The sequence below is a fragment of the Flavobacterium sp. HJ-32-4 genome (assembly GCF_022532105.1).
In the GTDB taxonomy this organism is placed as follows: Bacteria; Bacteroidota; Bacteroidia; order Flavobacteriales; family Flavobacteriaceae; genus Flavobacterium.
The window spans coordinates 1,786,889-1,807,617 of sequence record NZ_CP092832.1; the positions used below are offsets into that span (position 1 = coordinate 1,786,889).

Annotated in this window: 13 protein-coding genes and 2 tRNA genes; 5 read left to right on the top strand and 10 right to left on the bottom strand. The window is 52.4% G+C overall.

The features are described 5' to 3' along the window. Positions 1-32: 32 nt before the first annotated feature. The 3 genes from MKO97_RS07350 to MKO97_RS07360 all read right to left on the bottom strand — a co-directional run bounded on the left by MKO97_RS07350 (position 33) and on the right by MKO97_RS07360 (position 3,104). Positions 33-515: a hypothetical protein gene (locus MKO97_RS07350; RefSeq protein ID WP_241102565.1), complete on the bottom strand. Its 483-nt coding sequence runs from the start codon at positions 513-515 to the stop codon at positions 33-35. Between the two features lie 38 nt (positions 516-553). After that, complete coding sequence (gene rimO / locus MKO97_RS07355) at positions 554-1,876, bottom strand: 30S ribosomal protein S12 methylthiotransferase RimO (RefSeq protein WP_241102566.1); 1,323 nt, start codon at positions 1,874-1,876, stop codon at positions 554-556. A 289-nt stretch (positions 1,877-2,165) separates the two neighbouring features. Further along, positions 2,166-3,104 carry a hypothetical protein gene (locus MKO97_RS07360; RefSeq protein WP_241102567.1) on the bottom strand — a complete coding sequence of 313 codons (939 nt, stop codon included), beginning with the start codon at positions 3,102-3,104 and terminating at the stop codon, positions 2,166-2,168. A 99-nt stretch (positions 3,105-3,203) separates the two neighbouring features. Here MKO97_RS07360 and proS point away from each other — a divergent pair, with 99 nt between their 5' ends. The 4 genes from proS (at position 3,204) to rpsT (ending at position 5,341) form a co-directional block, all read left to right on the top strand. Then, entirely contained in the window at positions 3,204-4,682 is a 1,479-nt protein-coding gene (proS, locus tag MKO97_RS07365; protein WP_241102568.1) for a proline--tRNA ligase, read from the top strand. Between the two features lie 213 nt (positions 4,683-4,895). After that, positions 4,896-4,967: transfer RNA gene (locus tag MKO97_RS07370), tRNA-Glu, on the top strand. A 16-nt stretch (positions 4,968-4,983) separates the two neighbouring features. Next, positions 4,984-5,055, top strand: a tRNA-Glu gene (locus tag MKO97_RS07375). 34 nt (positions 5,056-5,089) lie between these two features. After that, entirely contained in the window at positions 5,090-5,341 is a 252-nt protein-coding gene (gene rpsT, locus MKO97_RS07380) for a 30S ribosomal protein S20 (RefSeq protein WP_241102569.1), read from the top strand. Positions 5,342-5,524: 183 nt separating this feature from the next. Here rpsT and MKO97_RS07385 read toward each other — a convergent pair whose 3' ends face one another. Then, positions 5,525-5,920, bottom strand: coding sequence for a response regulator (locus MKO97_RS07385; protein ID WP_241102570.1), 396 nt, complete (start codon positions 5,918-5,920; stop codon positions 5,525-5,527). Next, positions 5,921-7,636: a PAS domain S-box protein gene (locus tag MKO97_RS07390; RefSeq protein ID WP_241102571.1), complete on the bottom strand. Its 1,716-nt coding sequence runs from the start codon at positions 7,634-7,636 to the stop codon at positions 5,921-5,923. A 121-nt stretch (positions 7,637-7,757) separates the two neighbouring features. Between MKO97_RS07390 and typA the strand changes: the two genes are divergently transcribed. After that, positions 7,758-9,557 carry a translational GTPase TypA gene (gene typA, locus MKO97_RS07395; RefSeq protein WP_241102572.1) on the top strand — a complete coding sequence of 600 codons (1,800 nt, stop codon included), beginning with the start codon at positions 7,758-7,760 and terminating at the stop codon, positions 9,555-9,557. A 107-nt stretch (positions 9,558-9,664) separates the two neighbouring features. Here typA and MKO97_RS07400 read toward each other — a convergent pair whose 3' ends face one another. Genes MKO97_RS07400 through MKO97_RS07420 form a run of 5 tightly spaced genes read right to left on the bottom strand, consistent with a single transcriptional unit; the run spans position 9,665 to position 20,729 of the window. Beyond that, positions 9,665-10,108, bottom strand: coding sequence for a GNAT family N-acetyltransferase (locus MKO97_RS07400; protein ID WP_241102573.1), 444 nt, complete (start codon positions 10,106-10,108; stop codon positions 9,665-9,667). Positions 10,109-10,110: 2 nt separating this feature from the next. Beyond that, complete coding sequence (locus MKO97_RS07405) at positions 10,111-12,546, bottom strand: T9SS type B sorting domain-containing protein (RefSeq protein WP_241102574.1); 2,436 nt, start codon at positions 12,544-12,546, stop codon at positions 10,111-10,113. Next, positions 12,543-17,594 (bottom strand): T9SS type B sorting domain-containing protein, encoded by a 5,052-nt coding sequence (locus tag MKO97_RS07410; protein ID WP_241102575.1) that lies wholly within the window; start codon positions 17,592-17,594, stop codon positions 12,543-12,545. Before MKO97_RS07410 ends, MKO97_RS07405 begins: the two co-directional genes overlap by 4 nt. Positions 17,595-17,618: 24 nt before the next feature. Next, a complete protein-coding gene (locus MKO97_RS07415) occupies positions 17,619-19,877 on the bottom strand; it encodes a T9SS type B sorting domain-containing protein (protein ID WP_241102576.1) in 2,259 nt (752 codons plus the stop codon). 15 nt (positions 19,878-19,892) lie between these two features. Beyond that, entirely contained in the window at positions 19,893-20,729 is an 837-nt protein-coding gene (locus tag MKO97_RS07420; RefSeq protein ID WP_241102577.1) for an ABC transporter permease, read from the bottom strand.

The following is a 20,729-nucleotide window of genomic DNA, read 5'->3' on the forward strand; positions in this document are numbered from 1 at the left end:
GAACGCACGGTCAAAAGCCGTGCGTTTTTCTATTATTGTGCCATCATAAGCGAGTCGAGTTTCGTAAGGTCGGGTTGCTCGTCTTCCGATTTTTTCCCCTTTCCTTTCTTTTTTCCCTTCGCCGCTTTCTTGGCCTTCATGTCGGCATACTTCGCTTTCTGGTCCGCATTCAATATCTCCAGGATCCGCTTGTCCATCTTTTCTGCCTCCACTTTGAGTTTTTCGTATTTGCCCTCTGCCGGAAGGTCTTCTGTCTGTAGTGCCGTCGCCACTTTATAATAATCGTTCAGTGCTTCTTTGATCACGGCTTTCTGCAGGGCATCCAGTTTAAGGTTGGTTTCCATGCGATCAAGTGACAGCTGCACATAATCAACCGGTTTGCGTTCCCTGTTCGTGGGCCCTGACGGAACACTGCCCGGTCCGCCAATCCTGCGGTCCATTCCGTAGTTGCGAATCTGAGCCTGGGAGGAACAGGCAACCAAAACAAAGAGTAGGGTATAGGCAATCCGTTTCATGGCGGGCGTTTTATCAAAAATACAAAATTACCGTTCGATTACGCATGGCTGGCTGGCACGCCATACAGGTCGAACTCGGTGGCGTCGGTGATACGTACATCCACGAACTCCCCGGTCTTCAGATAGTAAAGCGAGGCATCTATTAATACTTCATTGTCTACATCCGGACTGTCGAATTCGGTGCGGCCTACAAAATGCGCGCCCTCCTTGCGGTCAATGATGCACCGGAAGGTCTTCCCGATTTTCTTCTGGTTCAATTCCCACGAAATAGCCGATTGCACTTCCATAATCTCGTTTGCCCGGGCCTGTTTGACTTCCGCCGGAACGTCGTCTTCCAACAGATAGGCATGGGTGTTCTCTTCGTGCGAATAGGTAAAACAACCCAAACGCTCAAAGCGCATTTCCTTCACCCAGTCTTTCAATATCTGGAAATCTTCCTCCGTTTCACCCGGATATCCCACAATAAGCGTCGTCCGGATTGCGATGCCCGGAACCGCTGCCCTAAAGTCCTGCAACAATTGTGTGGTCTTCGCCTGCGTTGTGCCCCGTCGCATCGATTTCAGGATGTTATCCGAAATGTGCTGCAACGGAATATCAAGATAGTTACAAATCTTTGGCTCGCGGCGCATCAGGTCGAGCACGTCCATCGGGAATCCGCTCGGGAACGCATAATGCAAACGGATCCATTCAATGCCGTCCACTTTCACCAGGGCTTCCAAAAGCTCGGCCAGGTTCCGTTTTTTATACAGGTCCAGTCCGTAATAGGTCAGGTCCTGTGCAATCAGGATCAGTTCTTTCACGCCGTTTTTCGCCAATACTTCCGCTTCCTTCACGAGCTTTTCAATCGGCTGCGACACGTGTTTTCCGCGCATGATCGGAATCGCGCAGAAACTGCACGGCCGGTCACATCCCTCGGCAATCTTCAGGTAGGCGTAGTTTTTCGGCGTCGTCGTCAGTCGCTCGCCCAGCAATTCGTGTTTGTAGTCGGCCCCCAGGGCTTTCAGCAACAACGGCAGTTCCGTGGTGCCGAAATACTGGTCGATATTCGGGATTTCCTTTTCGAGATCAGGGCGGTAGCGCTCCGACAGGCAGCCGGTGACAAACACTTTATCCACCAGGCCGCGGTCTTTCTTATCCGCATACGCCAAAATCGTGTTGACCGACTCCTCCTTTGCATTGTCGATGAAACCACAGGTGTTGATCACAATGATGTTCCCTTCCTCTTTCTCCGGCGCCTCATGCGTCACCTCCTTTCCGTTGGCCCGCAGTTGCCCCATCAGCACTTCGCTGTCATAGACATTCTTCGAGCATCCGAGCGTGATAACGTTGATGCGGTTTTTCTTTAACGACTTGGTTCTCATATGACCGTGATTTGCGGCTGCAAAAGTACGCTTTATTTTCAATCGGTGCGTCGGTTCGCGCGCGTCTGTATCTTTAGGGCAGCCATTCCCCGCTCTTCGCTGCAAGTCCTCGCCACCCGCCGCGGTTTTGGTGCGTCCCGCAGGGGCTTCCTCCGGTCGCCCTGCGTGCCGTCCAAAACCAGCCGCGTCCGGCTCCGGGCTTTCCGCTGCGATCGGGGCTGCACTACTACCATCCCGGAATATAGGTGCTAAAAAGAAAAACCTGCACCGAAGTACAGGTTTGATGTGATTAACGTCGGCCGCCACCGCCACCAGAGCGTCCGCCACCACCGCCACCGCCGTAGCTTCCGCCGCCGCCTGAACGGCCACCGGAAGAAGAGGGCGTGTAGGAACGTGTCGAACCCGACGACGAACTGCGTGAAGGCGTATACGTGCTATTGGTATTGGAACGTGTTGACGTGCCCTGATAGTTGTACGAACGGCCACCTGACGTCGAATACGAACGACCGCCTGTTGAGGTCGAGTACGAGCGGCCACCGGTGTTGTAGGTTCTTACCCCACGACCAGATGCTGTCGAGTAAACCCGTCGTCCGCCGGTGTTGTAATCACGGATACCGGCATAACGTCCGCCGGGCTGTGTATACACACGACGTCCGCCGTTGGTAGCATAATAAGGACGGTTGTAATAGCGGGAGCCACCGTATACATACGGATAGTAACCTCCGCCATACCAGCCGCCCCAACCCCAGCCAGCACCCCAGCCCCAGCCAGCGTTCCAGCCCCATCCGGCGTTCCAACCCCAACCGCCATTCCAACCCCAGCCCCATCCGGGTCCGTACCAGGAATTCCAACCCCATCCCCAACCCCATGAAGGGCCGTACCAGGAGTTCCATCCCCAAGAGTTGTCATAGACGTTGATGGTAACGTTGTCAGGTTGGCTTCCCCATCCGCCATTGGCGCGGTAGGAGGCATTTTCAACGGCTACGGTTGAGTCGTTGACAGTGGTGTAATTATCTACGTCGGTCAGTACCTGGGCATCTTCTTTCAGGGAGCCAAAATAGTCCTGATATTGCATGCCCGAAGCAGTAGGCTGATTCGTATCGTTTTGGGCCACACGTCGTTGGCTGCTGTTGCTGTCCTGATATGAGGCACAGGACGTCACCAATAGGCCGGCAAGCGCCGCGAGGCCGCCAACGAGGCCTTTGTTTATAAGAAGGTTCGCTTTCATTTCTCTATAGCTTTTTTATTGTTGGACAATACAAAAATAAGTAGTTTTGCCAAACTTTTTAGTTAATTAAAGTTAAACTCACGACCCACGGAATTGATTATGAGCAAGAACCTCACCAAGCGATCGGAGGATTACTCGAAATGGTACAACGAACTGGTGGTCAAGGCCGACCTCGCCGAAAATTCCGGCGTGAAGGGTTGCATGGTCATCAAACCATACGGGTATGCCATCTGGGAGAAAATGCAGGCGGAACTGGACAGGATGTTCAAGGAAACCGGACACACCAACGCCTACTTCCCGCTGTTCGTTCCGAAGAGCATGTTTGAGGCAGAGGAAAAGAACGCCGAGGGCTTCGCGAAAGAATGCGCCGTGGTGACCCACTACCGGCTGAAGAACGATCCCGATAAGCCGGGCAAACTAATGGTCGACCCTAATGCAAAGTTAGAGGAAGAACTTATCGTACGCCCAACGTCTGAGGCGATTATCTGGTCGACATACCGCAATTGGGTGCAATCGTACCGCGACTTACCGCTATTGATCAACCAATGGGCCAACGTGGTGCGTTGGGAAATGCGTACACGCCTGTTCCTGCGTACGGCTGAATTCCTGTGGCAGGAAGGACATACCGCCCACGCCACCAAAGCCGAAGCCATTGCCGAATCGGAACAAATGATGCAGGTATATGCCGATTTCGCCGAAGGGTTTATGGGGATTCCCGTCATCAAAGGACTCAAGACGGAAACGGAACGTTTTGCCGGCGCTGAAGAAACCTACTGCATCGAAGCGCTCATGCAAGACGGAAAGGCGTTACAGGCCGGTACGTCTCACTTCCTGGGCCAGAACTTTGCCAAGGCGTTTGAGGTCAAATTCACCAGCCAGGAAGGAAAACAGGAATATGTATGGGGTACCTCATGGGGCGTGTCGACACGTCTGATGGGGGCTTTGGTCATGACGCATTCCGACGACAATGGACTCGTGCTTCCGCCAAACCTCGCGCCCATCCAGGTGGTCATCGTGCCAATCTATCGTAACGACGAGCAGCGCGCTCAGATTAATGAGGTGGCTAAATCACTGGTGTCGCAATTCCGTCAATTGAAAATTTCCGTCAAATATGACGATCGCGACACGCAGAGTCCGGGCTTCAAATTCAACGAACACGAATTGAGAGGGGTGCCGGTTCGCATCGCCATAGGTCCGAAAGACCTTGAAAACGGAACGTTTGAGGTGGCACGCCGCGATACCCTTACAAAAGAAGTCGTAGCGGCTGACGCGATTGTATCGTATGTGTCGGATCTTTTGGGCGACATCCAGAAGGCGCTGTTCCAGAAGGCACTCGACTATCGGAACAGCCATATCACCGAAGTGAATTCGTTTGACGAGTTCCGCGATGTCCTCGAGAACAAAGGCGGATTCCTGTCTGCCCACTGGGATGGCACGCCGGAAACGGAGGAGAAGATCAAGGAACTCACCAAAGCGACGATCCGCTGTATTCCGCTCGATCGAGTAGAGGAAGCCGGAACGTGTGTTTTCACCGGCGCACCGTCGAAAGGGCGTGTGTTGTTTGCGAAGGCGTATTAGGAGAGGGGAGAGAGGAGAGAAGCAAGAGGAAAGAGGAGAGAGGAAGCCTTGAGGATAGACATTCAATAAACCGCTGTATTTCAGTTGCTCAAATAGCGTGAAATTCCCTTTGTTTCCGCGTCTTTCGGTCAGGATAAAAAAAACTCCTGAAAATTCTGGGAGTCTATTGCGTGTATAAAAAATAGTTGTATTTTTGCATCCGCATTAAGCGATGGCCCGTTCGTCTATCGGTTAGGACGCCAGGTTTTCATCCTGGTAAGAAGGGTTCGATTCCCTTACGGGCTACGAAGGATTTTAATAAGGTCCGTTCGTCTAGGGGTTAGGACGCCAGGTTTTCATCCTGGTAACAGGGGTTCGATTCCCCTACGGACTACAACAGTTACAGTTTAAAAATAAAGAACGACAAGATGGCAAACCACAAGTCAGCCCTGAAAAGAATCAGAAGTAACGAGAAGAAGCGCGTGCTTAACCGTTACCAACATAAAACCACCCGTAACGCTATCAAAGCGCTGCGTATGGCTAGCGATAAGAATGAGGCTTCTGCCAAGCTTTCAGCGGTGATCTCTATGATCGACAAGCTTGCCAAGAAAAACATCATCCACGACAACAAGGCGTCTAACCTGAAGTCAAAGTTGACGCGTCACGTAGCGAAACTCTAAGTAGTCCTACGATATCCAAAAACAAACGAGGCAGTCATTGAGTTGGCTGCCTTTTCGTTTTTACTTGTTGGAAAGCAGCCCATACGCCCGCCTTCTCTTTTCCGTCCTCGTCTTTTCTCTTTCCTCTTTCTCCTCTCTCCTCTCTCCTCTCCTCTCCTCTCCTCTCCTCTCTCCTCTCTCCTTTCAAAACCCAATAATCGACTCCAGCATTTCCTTCGTCAACGGTTTTGGGAAGAAGTCCAGCACCATACTAAAGTCTTTCGCTTTCCGGATATCATTCGGATCCACAGAGGAAGAAAGCAAGATAATACGCGTATCAGCGTAGGCGTCCTGTAGCTTTTCCGTAAACTGCTGCAGGAATTCCCAACCGTCCATTACCGGCATATTAAGGTCAAGCAATATCAGCAGCTTCGGGCCTTTTCCGCCCGTCTTTTGCAGTTCGTTCTGGAGATACACCACCGCCTCCTGTCCGTTCGCCAAGGTCACGATGTCGTTTGCGAACCCGGATTTCGTAATCACAAGCTTCGAGAGCAGCAGGGCTATGGGGTCGTCGTCTACACAAAGTATTTTTGGAGGCATCTAGTACGTTTTGGTGAATTGTATGGTGAATTGTGTTCCTTTATCGAGTTCGCTTTCAATCTCAATCGAACCGCCCATGCTTTCGATCTGGCTTTTCACCAGGTAAAGCCCGAGCCCTTTGCTGTCAGGGTAATTGTGGAAACGTTGGTACAACCCGAAGATCTTCTCTTTATATTTCTCCACATCGATTCCGATCCCGTTGTCACGGAAGACCAATCGCACCGCCTCTTCGTCTTCATAGAAGTGAATGTCGATTTGGGGCGGTCGCTCCGGACTCCGGTATTTTATGGCATTCGTAAGCAAGTTGAGTAGAATGCTTTCGAAATAGGCTTTATTGATATGTAACACGCCGCTTCCCTCTACCTCAAAAGTAAGGATAGCATGGGCGTTTTCAATAATCCGGTCGATTTGGTTGGTGACATTCGCCCACGATTCGCGAATCACGATATCCTGTTTTTCAATCGAAGGGTTGTCGCGTATAATCACCACCCGTCCTAAGTCGGCTACGGTTTCGTTGAGGTGGTGCGTTGACTTGCGGAAACCGTCCAGGATCATGGCCAGTTCCGCATTTTCAATCGGGATGTCTTCGAGTATGCGCAGCAGTCCTGTCAGGTTCGACAACGGGGCCCGAAGGTTGTGCGACGTGATATAGGAAAACTGCCGGAGGTCTTTGTTGTTTTGCGTCAGCTCCGTAATCAGTTGTTCCTTTTCTTTCTCCTGTCGCTTGCGTTCGGTAATGTCACGCTGCATCGAAATCCAGTGAGTATGCTCGCCTTCCGAATTGAAGTTAGGTATCATTGAGAGCCGTAGCCAAAACGTATCACCATTCTTCTTATACGCCACCGTCTCGATTTCGCAGGCAATTTTCTGCGCCACACATCCGGCCAAGCGGTCGATTTCGGGCTTATTCGATTTTTCCCCAAAGAAATCAAGCGGCGATTTCCCTACCGCTTCCATATATTCATAACCCGTCATCCGGGTAAAGGCTTCATTCACGAAGAGGATTTTCGGGATTCTCACCTCCGATGCATCCGAATCGGTAATGACGACACCGTCATTGGTGTTGGTAATCACCGTTTCCAATAATTTCAATCGGCGTTCTTCTTCCTTTCGCTGGGTGATGTCCTGCATGGCCCCGATCATCCGCACGGGTGTTCCTTGCTCGTCCATCACCAGGAATCCCCGGTCAAGTACGAATTTATAGGATCCATCCTTACACATAAAACGGTACTCGTCCTGCCACTTCTGCGTTTTCTGTTCGAGGAAGGAGTAGAGTTTAACAGACATCTTGATGCTATCCTGCGGATGGATACGGTCAAACCACCACTGGGCATCCGTCCCGACATCCTCACGGGCATAGCCGAAAACTTCCTCAATACCTTTGCTCCATTCGAATTCCCGCGTGGTGATGTTCCAGTCCCAAATCGTATCGCTGGTCGCCTTCGCTACGATATCATAGCGTTCCTTCGCTTCCCGTATCTCGTTGTTGCTAAGTTCGAGTCCGAGGTAGCGTCGGTAGTTGAGGTTAAAGTTGTTGATGATGAAGTACCGCAGCACGAGCGCCGAGAAGATAATCAGCACCAGGTCGCGTATGCTGTGGGTCAGGATGAAGTTCTCGTCGTTGGTAATGAAATGGAGGAACTTAAGTGACGAAAAGGCAACAAGGATCGCAATGCAGATATAGATCAGCGTGATTTTGTTGACTTTATTTTTCATCCCTTCAAATATATCAAAATTTCCGTTCGTTCGGCTTTGGGTAAAGGTTTCGTAAACAAAGGAAATGCGGGTTTTTTTTCGGAAAAATAAACGCTACCTTTGCACCTTCTAAAAAATACGCATGGAAGCCATCCGCAACATTGCCATCATTGCCCACGTCGACCACGGAAAAACAACCCTCGTCGACAAAATCATGTTCTACTGCCAACTGTTCCGCGATAACGAGAACACCGGCGACCTAATCCTCGACAACAATGACCTCGAGCGTGAGCGGGGTATTACCATTACCTCCAAGAACGTGTCGGTGATGTACAAAGGCACCAAAATCAATATCATCGATACCCCAGGTCACGCCGATTTCGGTGGAGAAGTGGAACGTGTGTTGAACATGGCCGATGGCGTATTGCTATTGGTGGACGCCTTCGAAGGGCCGATGCCGCAAACGCGTTTCGTGTTGCAGAAGGCGATTGACCTCGGATTGAAGCCGTGTGTCGTTATCAACAAAGTAGATAAAGAGAACTGTACGCCTGAGGAAGTGCATGAGAAAGTATTCGACCTGATGTTCGAACTTGGCGCTGAAGAGTGGCAACTCGACTTCCCAACCGTATATGGTTCAGCCAAGCAAAACTGGATGTCGGAAGACTGGAGAGACAAAACCGACAATATTGAACCGCTGCTTGATATGGTACTGGCGCACATCCCGGCCCCAAAAGTATCAACGGGAACACCACAGATGCTCATCACTTCACTTGACTTCTCGTCGTTCACCGGTCGTATCGCCATTGGGCGTTTGCAGCGGGGTGAACTGAAAGAAGGACAAAACGTATCGCTCGTAAAGCGCGATGGGAAAATCATCAAATCCAAAATCAAGGAACTACATACCTTCGACGGACTCGGCCGTAAGAAAGTCGCGGAAGTAATTGCCGGCGATATCTGTGCCCTGGTCGGACTCGAAGGCTTTGAGATCGGAGACACCGTTGCCGATTTCGAGAATCCGGAAGCGCTCGAAACGATTGCCATCGACGAACCGACGATGAGCATGCTTTTCACCATCAACGATTCGCCTTTCTTCGGGAAGGAAGGAAAGTTCGTAACCTCACGCCACATCAAAGACCGTTTGGCGCGCGAACTTGAAAAGAACCTGGCGCTTCGCGTAAACGAAACCGATAGTGCCGATAAGTTTATGGTGTTCGGACGTGGTGTACTCCACCTTTCCGTCCTCATCGAAACCATGCGTCGCGAAGGTTATGAATTGCAGATCGGACAACCGCAGGTCATCATCAAGGAAATTGACGGTGTCAAGTGCGAACCGGTTGAAGAACTGACCATTGACCTTCCGGAAAACCTTTCCGGACGTGCGGTAGAGTTCGTTACCCTCCGCAAAGGCGAGATGCTCAGCATGGAACCGAAAGGCGACCGTATGATCATCAAGTTCCACATCCCGTCAAGGGGTATCATCGGCCTTCGTAACCAATTGCTGACGGCTACGGCCGGTGAGGCGATCATGGCACACCGTTTCCTGGAATACCAACCGTATAAAGGCGAAATATCGGGCCGTATAAATGGTTCGCTTATTTCGATGGAGAACGGGAAAGCAATCCCATACTCAATCAATAAACTACAGGATCGCGGTAAGTTCTTCGTTGATCCAAACGAAGACATCTACGAAGGACAGGTAGTGGGTGAGAATTCACGCGGTGACGACATGGTCATCAACATCACCAAGACCAAGCAGTTGACGAACTTCCGTTCGGCAGGTGCTGACGACAAGACCCGTATCGTTCCGGCTATCAAGTTTTCACTCGAAGAGGCGCTTGAGTACATCCAGAAAGATGAATATGTGGAAGTGACGCCGAAATCACTCCGTTTGCGTAAAATCTATTTGAACGAAAACGACCGGAAACGCTTTAAGATTGCCTAAGGCATCCGCTTATAAAATCCAAAAGCCATCCAGACCGGGTGGCTTTTTCTTTTTATGGGAAGTCGGATAGCTCGTCAGTGTTTCCACTTGCGCTATATAGGACGAGTCTACAACTCTTTCCGGAAGCAAATACTGTCGTCTACACCTTCGTATGGGCCGTAATTCGGAATCACAGTGTAGCCGCTTTTTCGATACAGCGCAACGGCATCGACTTGTTTCTTGCCTGTTTCTAGCCAGCATTCGCGAAAGCCATTTGCCCGGGCCCGCTCTTCCAGCGCGGTGAGTAGGCGTGTGGCAACCCCCTGGCCGCGGTAGTCCGGCAGGGTAAACATCCGTTTGACCTCAGCGACCCCAGGCTGGATTTCTTTTATCGCCCCGCAGGCCACGGCCTTTCCGTCGTGGTAGGCCACGAGAGGGTCGAGTCCGATCGGTTTATTGAACTGCGCATAAAAAGCGTGGTCATCGCCGTCTTTCTCCGCCAGGTCGGCGTCGAGCAGCACCACAAGGGAGAGAAAATCGGCGTCGGCGCAGGTTGTGGAACGGATTTCCATCACTATCGTTTTAAGGCAAAGTGCCCTTTCGCCATGCGGCCGTTGCTAAAATACACGCGATACCAATAGTCGTCGGCAGGCATCGGTCGCCCGTCGTAGGTACCGTCCCATCCGTTGGAATTGCGAGGATCAGCGGTCATCAGCAGTTTGCCATCACGCGTAAAGATCTCAATCATTGTGGCAGAGGAAAGTGCACCCGTAGAGGCTTCAATCCTCCAGACATCATTGATGCCGTCGGCGTTGGGCGTAAAGAACTTGGGCGCGTCTAAAACCGTGACCAGTTGTTCGACAATCCCACAGCCGTTCTTATCCCGTATATAAATCGTGTGTACGCCGCCGTTGACATTTTCAAATATGTTGCTGTCCTGATAGTTGCCCGTGTCGTCAAGTGCATATTCGTAGCTGCCCAAACTTGAAGCGGCAATGGTTACCGTCACGGTATGGTCGTCAGTCGCGATGTCGGCCACGGTTATGGTATCAATAGTGGCTATATCGGAGGCGGCGACTTCTATCGTACGGTACTTCCGGCATCCAAACCGGTTGATAACCGCTACGCGATATGTGCCCGGATTATAGGCTTGTATGGCATAGGTGTCGCGCAACAGCGAATTTTCTTCGTACCACCAGATGTAGCTGTAATCGGATGGAACGCCTTCCAAAATACCCGCATTGAGTGTAATGAATTCATGCCGGTTGACACACACCAATTCGTCTCCGTCTCCCTCGGTCTTGATTTGGGGAAGCGGGTTGACCCTGACGGTGATAGTATTGATGGCGGCACATCCGGTTCCTTCTTCCAGACGAACGTACACCGTCTGTTCATACGGACTCGTATTCGGAAAGTTCGTTGGGTCATCGATTTTATTTTGTTCCAACAGCGCATCCTGTTCCGTCAGGTAATACTGCATAGAACCTCCGGGAGCAACAGTAAACCCGTTTTGGGTCAGGTCGACCGTCGATAGGCCGTCTTCGGTTTCGGGATCATCGCAGGTAAAGGCTACGACGTTTGCCGTCGGACTCGACGAAACGGTCAACACCAACGGATTCAAACGGTAACAGCCGGATGCCGGATCGGTGACCTTGGCAATAATCGTTTGCGGATTAGTGGAATTTTCGAAAGTCGTCAGCGAACCCGTGTTGTTGTCGGCAGCCGTCGGCGACGGGTAATACGCTACCGACAGTCCCGGATTACCGGTTGTGTAAAGTGAATCCGCCTGGGTGAGGTCAAATAGCGTCTTTCCATCTGGCGTAGCCGACACCTCGCACTGCGTCAAAATGCCGTTTACACGGGCAGGAACGGGCGCCACCTGAAGCAATACGTCTCCGATAGCTTCACAACCATCCGCATTGCGTACCCTGACGTATAACGTCTGGAAGAAAGGGGAAGTATTGTAAAAAGGACTCGATAATTCGCCCACATGGCTATCACGTTCGCCTGAACTCAGGTAATACTCAACGTCCAGCGTAGAAAGGTCCTGTAAGGGTAAGAGTGTCGCGCTGACGTCGGCCAGGTTGAACAGACGTTGTCCGTTTGCGTCATCTCCATCAACGGTATCGTCACAAAGCAGGAAGGGGGTGGAGGAAAGCGTAATGACGTTCTGGATGGTTATCGTAAACGAGGTGAAGTTCGAACAGCCCGTAATGGGATTCTCCAGTCGGGCGTATAAGGTCTGCGGATTCGATTCATTGAGGAAATTCGCAGGGTCGGTAATAAAACTGTCACCCGTAATGGCATCGCTCTGGTTGGTATGGTAGGTAACCACAAGCCCGGGGTTGCCACCCGTCACCAGGTTGTTGTTTACGGTAAGGTCGAACGCCGTTTGGTCGTCATCAACGCCGTCGCTGTCGCAGCGCACGAGGTCAAGTGCTTCGGGTGTTGTCAGGGAAATGGAAGGCGGCTCATTAAAGGAAGCCGTGCCCGTCCATTCAATGCTGAAATCACTCAATCCTACCGGACGGTCGATTACCAGAAAGTACGATTGCCCCCCTAACACGTCCAGCGGTTTCAGGAAGCTATTGCCGTCGGGTCCGGGGCCTTCTGAAATGTCGGTTTCCGGCGCCCGAAGCCCTGTCCAGTTGGTAGTGGCGCCCGCCGAAACCGGATTGGTGGTCGAACAACGGATCGATTGACCGATACTGCCACATGAAACATTGGGGCCGAACATGAAGAAGTCGTAATCGATGTTGATATCGCTGTCGGTTGGCTTTATGATAAAACTAAGCGAACCCGGCGCGGCAATGTCAAGGCGGAGCCAGATACTGTTGTTTTCATTGCTGCTGCAGGTGACCCGGCCGTTCAATTCCTGGGTACCGAAACCAACGGCCGCCAGGCCGGAATATTCTGTATTGCCACAAACAACGATGGCGTCGACGCAATCGGTTTGGCTGTAGGAGGAGGTAAAAACGGCTAATAAGAGTGCAAGAATCCCTTTTCTCATCGTTTCAGGGTGAAGTGACCACGCCATTCACGGCCGTCGTCCAGATGTAATAAAAACCAATAATCGTCAGCGGGCATGGGTTGCCCGTTATAGGTACCGTCCCAGCCGCGCTTGTTTCCGTTCGGGATGGAGGCTATCAATTTCCCGAAACGGTCAAAAACGTAGACGGTTGAGTTGCGGTGAAAAACGCCCGTGATACCCTTCAAATGCCAATAGTCATTAAACGTGTCGCCATTAGGGGTGAAGAACTTCATCGCGCCCACAACCGCTACCGTTTCGGAAACGGTTCCGCAGCCGTTGGCGTCGGTCACAAACACTTCATGGATACCCGGCTCCACATTTTCGAAGAAAGGCGAATCGCCATACACGCCATCGTCCAGGCGGTAGCGGTAATCACCGGTTCCGCTGGCGGTAACAAGAAGGGTGTTGTTGTCGCGGAGGTCCTCAATAACGATGGCATCGATGGTCGCGGCTTCGGAAGGTGTCAAAGTAATCCGACGCACCGACGAGCACCCGGTGGCGCGATTGGTGACCGTAACGGCATAATCACCCGGCTGGGTCGCGGTGATGCCATAACTCGCCGCGATCGGGTTTCCGTCGCGTGTCCACTGGTAGGAAAAGGCATTGCGACTGCCCGTAAGGAGGCCGGCGTCTATATCTACGGTATTATTGATAGTACCCGTGCAAATAGGTGCGGTATAATCCGCCTCCAATTCCGGAACCGGATGAACGGTAAACGCTACGGTAGTCGTCGCTTTGCAATCCGGATTGGCCGGATTGGTCACGGTAACAGTGATGGTGTCGTCGGCTGTCGTGAACGGGTTGGGCAACGGACTCGGTAACGCGGTACCATCGGATGTGGTATACGTGACCACAAACCCCGTTTGGCTGCCCAGTATTGTATTCTGAAGGCCCAGCGTGTCAAAGGGTTCTTCGTTATTGCGGTCGTCGTCGCAGGCCGCTGGTACCGAGACCGGGTTGGCAACGGGTTGTGCATCCACAATAAAAGACAACGTTCCCTGCGTTGAACACGGACCATTCGGATCGGCCGTGAAAGCATTGGTGAGTGTCACGGTAATATCCTGTGTTGCCGTTACGAAAGGATTCGGCAGCGTGCTTCCCAAATACTGCCCGGAGGCATCCGTATAGGCTACGATCAGGTTGGTCTGCCCTTGCAACAAGTCGTTTTGAATAGCCGAGGTGTCGAAGGCATGTGTCACCACGGCATCGTTCGGATCGTCCTCACACGAGCGTTGTGTTGGAATGGGATGCGCAATCGGCACGGTTTCCACTGTCAGTGTAATATAGGGCCCCAGGCCAAAACAGGCATTGTCGGCATTGCTGTCGACACGTACCCAGATTTGCTGTTGGTTGGGATAGCCGATGTTGCGATAGTTTGCGATGTTTGTAATCGCATTCGATTCTGATAACGCATCTGCCTCATTACGGAAATACGCAATCGTGTAATTAGCCGGATTACCAAGCAGGGCATTGATGTCGTTGGTTACGGGCGTAAGATCAAACGCCGATACCCCATCATGGTTGTCTTCTGTCGCACTCAGGAAGTCATCGCATCGGGCAAACGACCAGGAAGTACCCGGCGGGATTTGCGTAATCGACACCACGAGATCCAGTCGTGTGGTATCGTAGCAACCGTTCGCATTTTCAGCCCGAACCCAAACGGTGCTCGCCGTAGCATTATTGAAGACGGTCGGATCGGGGATTTCGTTGGTGGCGTCTGACGTAAGCGCGCCGTTTTCCGAAAAATAATAAGTGAAGGTTTCGTTGGCAGCATTGGCCGACAATACCGTTTCTTTTTGACGAAGGTTAAAATCAGAAAAGCCGTCTAAATCGTCGTCACACTGTACCAACGTGGCCGTGGCCGGTATGACGGGTTTGGGATGTACGGTAAGGACGACCGCATCCGACACCAATCCACAGGCATTGCCAGCCCGGTCGATCCGAAGACGGTACAGCCAGCCGTTCATCGAGGGAACTACGTCGGTAATAGAAAGGTTTTGGGTGAGTGTGCCCACATACAACGCGCTTTCGGAAAGGTCGGTGAAGGTACTGCCGTTGGTGCTTACCTGCCAACGGAAGGTTTCGCCATTGGAAGCGACACTGAATGACACCGATTGGTTTTCGCATTGCGTAACCGGAAGGGGTTGCACCGTAATGGCAATCGGGGCAGCGGTGGTATAGTCGCTATTGGGAGCCGTATACGCCGCACCGGCAACCGCACCCGTTGCGGTCACAGTCGGAACACCGGATCCGAAGATACCGTTAGTGTCAGGGTCAGCAAAGCCGGCTTCAATGACATCGTTGCAGGCATCGGCGTCGCTGTCGAGTTCCAGATAGTTGGCCGTTCCATCGGCATCGGTATCAAGCGTAGCTTGCAGCCAAACACCTGAATCGGGGGTCGTTTCGAGCACATCGGCCAGGCCGTTGGTGCCTACGCTGCCATCCGCTTTTCCATCCAGATTGGCATCCGCGGAAGCGTAACCCGCTTCCACCAGGTCGTAGACGCCGTCATTGTCTGTGTCAAGGTCGAGTCGGTCGGGAACTAGGTCCGTGTCTGTGTCGAGTGTGCCGTTTCCGCTCAAAGGAAAGCTATCTGCCAGCCCGTCGGCATTGGCGTCGATGAAAGACACCGGCAACGAGAAACCGGCGCCGATTCCTTCCTGCAGGTCACTGATGCCATCGTTGTCGCTGTCGCTGTCGAGTTGGTCGGGTATGCCGTCCCCATCCGAATCCATCGGAACGCAGGTGGTGATGAGACGGAAGGTTGCCCGGTCATTGTCGGTTTCGTTCAGGTTGCGATGGGTCAAACGGAAGGCTCCGATATTGTGTCCGGCAATGCGGAACGTGCCGGTTCCGGCGGCGAGAGGTGTACTGCTGTTCAGGCGGAAACGGACTTCAAAAGACGAGTATTGCGTGATACCATTCTCGTAAATACCGTCGTAGTTCGTATCGATCAGCAAATCGTCGTTTGGATTCAGTACGGTGAGGGTCGATCCGGGGGGAACCGTCGCTACGAAATCGCCGTAGGGAGTAAGTAAATCCGCATCCGGGGCTACATCCACATAGGTCAGTGCCATCGACAGGGGAGTGGCGAACGTAAGCGAGACGCCCACGCTGTTGCCAGGTCCGGTGGCGGCTTCCGATACGAAACTGCCGTCCGCGTTTCCCGTAAACGGAATGGCGGCCAGTGGCGGTGTCGTTGAAACCGTATACGTATAACTGTTTAAATAGCTGCCAATGGTCAGGGGTTTGGGCACACCTGGTACGGTTAGGTCAAAGGGCACATCGCCGTAGGATTCCGTACAATTCGTCATCCCATCGTTATCAAGGTCGATATCGGCGTTGTCATTGGAAAGGTCGCTGTCGAAGTCAGCCGTGCAGGAACTCACCGGTATTTTGTCGGAAATCAAATCGGTCCCGCATCCGCTGATGGCGGCTTTTACGTAGTAATAACCTGCACCCAGGCCTGCCGGTACTTCCTGCGGCTGGTAGGTATTACTGGTGGCCCCGGGAATCGGGTTGTCGTTGAAGTACCACTGGTACTGGTCGAAAGCGTTGAGTTCGTTGATGGCCAGCACCGCATTCGGGATACAGCCTTCGCCTGTCGCATCGAACTCGGAAAAGGTGATTTCGGGGCGAAAGGTGAAACCGGAGTAAAATCCACCATAGGTGGCGGCACCGCTTGAGCCGAAATACGACACATAGACCTGCTTGGAGGATAGAACGGAGATGTTGCCATCCAATCCCTGGAAGGTGTACGTTTCAAAACCCGGGTTGCCTGTCACAGGCATAGGACCGGTAACGGTGATGCCCGCAGGTAGCGATGCGAGTGTATAGTCCGTTCCGTTGATGATGAAATCAAGGGTGGCCCCCGTCTCGGTTACAATGGCGACATTGCCCACAAAGTCGGTAATATTCCCTACCTGTCCGATATACGGAATGTTATTGATGATTTTCGGCGTTTCGCAACGCAACGGCGGTACGAACGACATGTTTTGGTTGGGAAGGGCCGGCGTACCACCGATACTCTGATAGGCAAAGGCGTCCTGCGACGTACGCACATAGAGGTTGCCATCCGCTGTGTAAACGCTTCCATACGGCGCGTAGTATTCGCCGGCGTTGAGTATTGTGACAGGTGTTGTGTCACCATACAGATACACTTCTGTATTGTCGTAATGCGCCACGATCATAGGCCGTTCGGTCGCGTCGGGGCCGTTGCCACGAATAAAGATGTATTCCTTACCGGTTCGTTCTGCCGATACGATCTGGTCGATTCCCATGTCGAGGTTCTGGTTGGCGTTGGAACCGGAGGCCGAACCACAGTTGACGGCGATGGGTTTATCCGATGACACCAGCATCCCGATCAGGGCGTCGCGGTTGGCGTCGTTGGGCCCCTGCACGGCGATGACATAGCTCTCACCCCGGTTGAGTATAACATCGGACGGCGTATTGCCGGCCACCTGGTTGTTGAGCAATACGGCCCCGGTTTTGATATCCTCAAAATGCACGGTCGTATTGTTTTCCGTAGCCAATATCGCGGCGAAGGTGAAGTGGAAGGTCGTATACTGGCCCGGGTCGACGTCGGTGTTGGTAAAAGCGCCAATCCGGAACTGGGTGCCGAGCGCCGCAATGCCTTTTGACACTATACCGCCCGCCTGGAAATTATCGACCGTGGCGGTAAGGCGTACAGTGACATACACCATGTCTTCCGCCTCTACGATAAAGCCCTTATTGGCCTGTACGGACGATACATCGGCCGGATCGACGATCAACTGGGTGTTGAAGCCGGAACCGATGGAGTGGATATACGGATTGTCGCGTGTGACGGTGCCTTCTATGATGTTCCCTCCAATTTCCAGTATACGAAAATTGACCGGCGTCAGGCTGGGGCAGGAAACATACAGGTACTGTCCTTGTGGCGGCTGGTCGGCTGACAGGGATATCGGCGGGATATAATGCGTCTTACTGAACTGTGCAGATGCCAGCCAGGAAAGAAAGAGCAGACCGATGAACAGGATCCTTTTCATGCAAGAATCCAAAAGTAGGGAAATTTATCGTTTGAGGGCGAAGTGGCCCCTGATATTGCGGCCATTGGCGAGCTCGATACTGAACCAGTAATCGTCCGCGGGAAGCGGTCTGCCGTCGTAGGTTCCGTCCCATGTAGGGAGTGCGGCTGAAACGACCGTAAGGAGCTTTCCGTAGCGGTCAAATATCGCGATCCGTGCGCCGGAAAGGAAGGAAAAATAGGGTATTGTCCAGTAATCATTGAAGCCATCTCCATTAGGGGTAAAGAAAGAGGGATAATCCAAAACATAAAAAGGTTGCGTCGAAAGTCCACATCCTTTCCGATCCCGCACATACGCGGTAAACGCGCCACCGGGTATATCGGTAAAAACAGGCGAAGCGACAAAAGCCCCACCGTCAAGGGAATATTCGTAATCGCCCGGCCCCGAGGCGGTGATGGTAACGGTATTGCGACCACCGGTAAAATCGTCCACGGTAATGGCATCAATGGTCGCGGCGTCCGACGCCGTTACGTAAAACGTCTTGGTCCGCGCACAACCATTCGGGTCGGTCACGGTCACCGTATACGTGCCGCCTGAAGTCACCGAGATAGAGGGCGCGTTTGAGGGTGGCGTCGTATTCCACACATAGCTCGAAAAGCCGGTTGGTACGCGCAAGGTTTCAGGACTACCGGCACACACGGCCACATTTTCATCCTCAAAACCGGCGGGCTGGAATACCCATACGGTAAGGGGTACGGCAACCGTTCCATAGCAATCCGGCCCGTTTACCACTCGGGCGAACAGGGTTTGGGAGAAAGGGGTTGTATTTGTGTACGGAGACGACAAGGGTGTCCCCAATGCCTCTGCCTGGGCCGAGGTTTCGTAGAACGACACCGTCAATCCGGCGGGGAGTCCGCTCGTAATCGTTTGGGCGATCGCGGTGAGGTCGAAATCGGTTTTCCCATCGGCGTCCTCATCACAGGCGGTCTGTGCGGGAAGGGGCGGGAGCGGTGTCGTGGCAAACCGCAATTGTACCAACGAAAAGACCGTACAGCCAAAACGGTTCTCCGACCGGGCATAAACGTCGCGTCGGTTTGAGAGATACGAAGTAGGCTGTGTGATAGGCGTAGTGTCGGTAGGCAACTCAAAATACTGCACCGCGGTGATGGCCGGATCCGCGGCCTGCAATTGCGCGACTACTTTCGTCAGGTCGAAGGTGGCCAGTCCGTTACTGTCGATATCGCATTCCAACAAGGTGACGGTTACAGGCATCAGGTTGGGCGCGTATTCGATACGGATGCGTCCGGTAGCCATACAACCCGAACTGCCGTAGGTGATATCCACACGGTAATCACCGGTTTGGTTGACAGTGTACGTCGGAAAGGTTTGTCCCGTCAGGGCGACGTCGTTTCGATACCATTGATACGAATTCGTACCGGGTTCCGTGGCATCCAATGTGACGGTATCGCCCGGGCACACAGGTGTATTGGTGGCAATGAGTCGGTCATCCCCCAGATTTTTCCCGATGGTAAAACTTCCTGCTCCCAGAAAAATAGCCGAATCATAGAGGTTGTTACCCTGGTCGGCCACTACGAGTTTCATGTGATAGGTGACGCCGGGCGTGACAGTCGCTACGGCCTTTAATACTTTCGTCTGGCCGTTGAAGTTGGTCGGGTGGTCGCTTCCATTGAAGGCATCGAACCACTCGGCGTTGGCTTCCGGACAGATGGTACCCGGTCCGCGAACGGAGTTTACCCGCACCGGTGTGGTGGTGCCCGGCACGACAGCGAGGTTTTGGTAGGGGGAAGCGGAACCGATTTCCTTCAGCAGGAAGACAAATCCATCTGTATAATTACATTGGTTCGACGACGGATTGGAGAGGTACTGTTCCGATGAAAATACATAGTCGAAACTGATTTCGGATGCGAAAGGCGTAAAATCGAATTCAAGTATCGTAGCATTGATAGAATTTCCCACACCCAAAGCGGCTTCCAGGTCGGGATCACCGGGCCAGTTCGTGCCGCCTTCACTCAAAAGGGTGCTGTTGGGTCCGGTCACCGAGGCCGCATTTCCCGTACTTAACACGATGCCATCCGAAAACGGAAAATCGGTGCCGGCGTAGGAAAACCGTGCGATACTGCCCGACGACGACACATTATTGGCATTCGCACACGGATTGTCAATCAGGACATCCGTAACGAGTTGCGCCGGTGACAGGGTCGCATCGGTCGTCACATACTGCGCAGCCGTTTGGAAAAAGGCACAAAAAACGCCGAAAAACAGAAGGATACCGCGCAATTCCATAGCACGGCAAAGATACTACAAATCGCGTTTTTTGAGGATGCGGAACGAGAGGAATATGAAAATCGCCGTCCAAACAATCACAATTAACATACTGCTGTAGTCGACTGAGAAATCCTGCACGTTCTTTACGCCAATTTGCGTTTCTACCGTCTTGACGGCAGAAAGGCGTCGGATCGGCTCGTGGATGAGGTTTGACATCGCCTCGAGCGGGAAAAAACCATAGATGGTATCGGCAGTCGGACTATTTCGAAAGAATACCTGATGTAACAGGATGCCACAGATACCTTCTATGATATTCCATAACAACAGGAAACCCAAGGCGAAAGCCGAACGTTTGATGAGGATGCCGAGGAAAAGACAGAATGAGAAGAAGGCGACGAGTTTAACGAAATAGGCCAACAGGTAATCGATATCCGTAAAGACGATGCTGATTTCGGTGTACGATGAATACGTATACCCCAAAACCAGGCACAGTATAAAGACAAACAGGGTCGATACGGCGGAGAACAGCACTACGGTGAGGAACTTCGAGAGCAACAGTTCTTTTTTGCTGAGTCCGTCGATGAGGTTTTGCTTCAGTGTGCCATACGAATACTCATTCGCCATCATCGACACGATGATAATCGCCAGGAAGAGTTTGAAGATGGCGGCAATATAGGTATTCAAATGCCAGATATATGGGAAGTTGAAGATACCCATCTCGGCCAGGTGGAACTTGATCGGGCCGATATCGAACTTGATAACGGCGATCAGCGAGATCAGCATCAGCAGCACGAAATAGGTGAGGGTGAGGATGCGGCTCGCGCGGTTCAGGTAGATTTTCTGCAGTTCTATGGAAAGGAGTCGTATCAT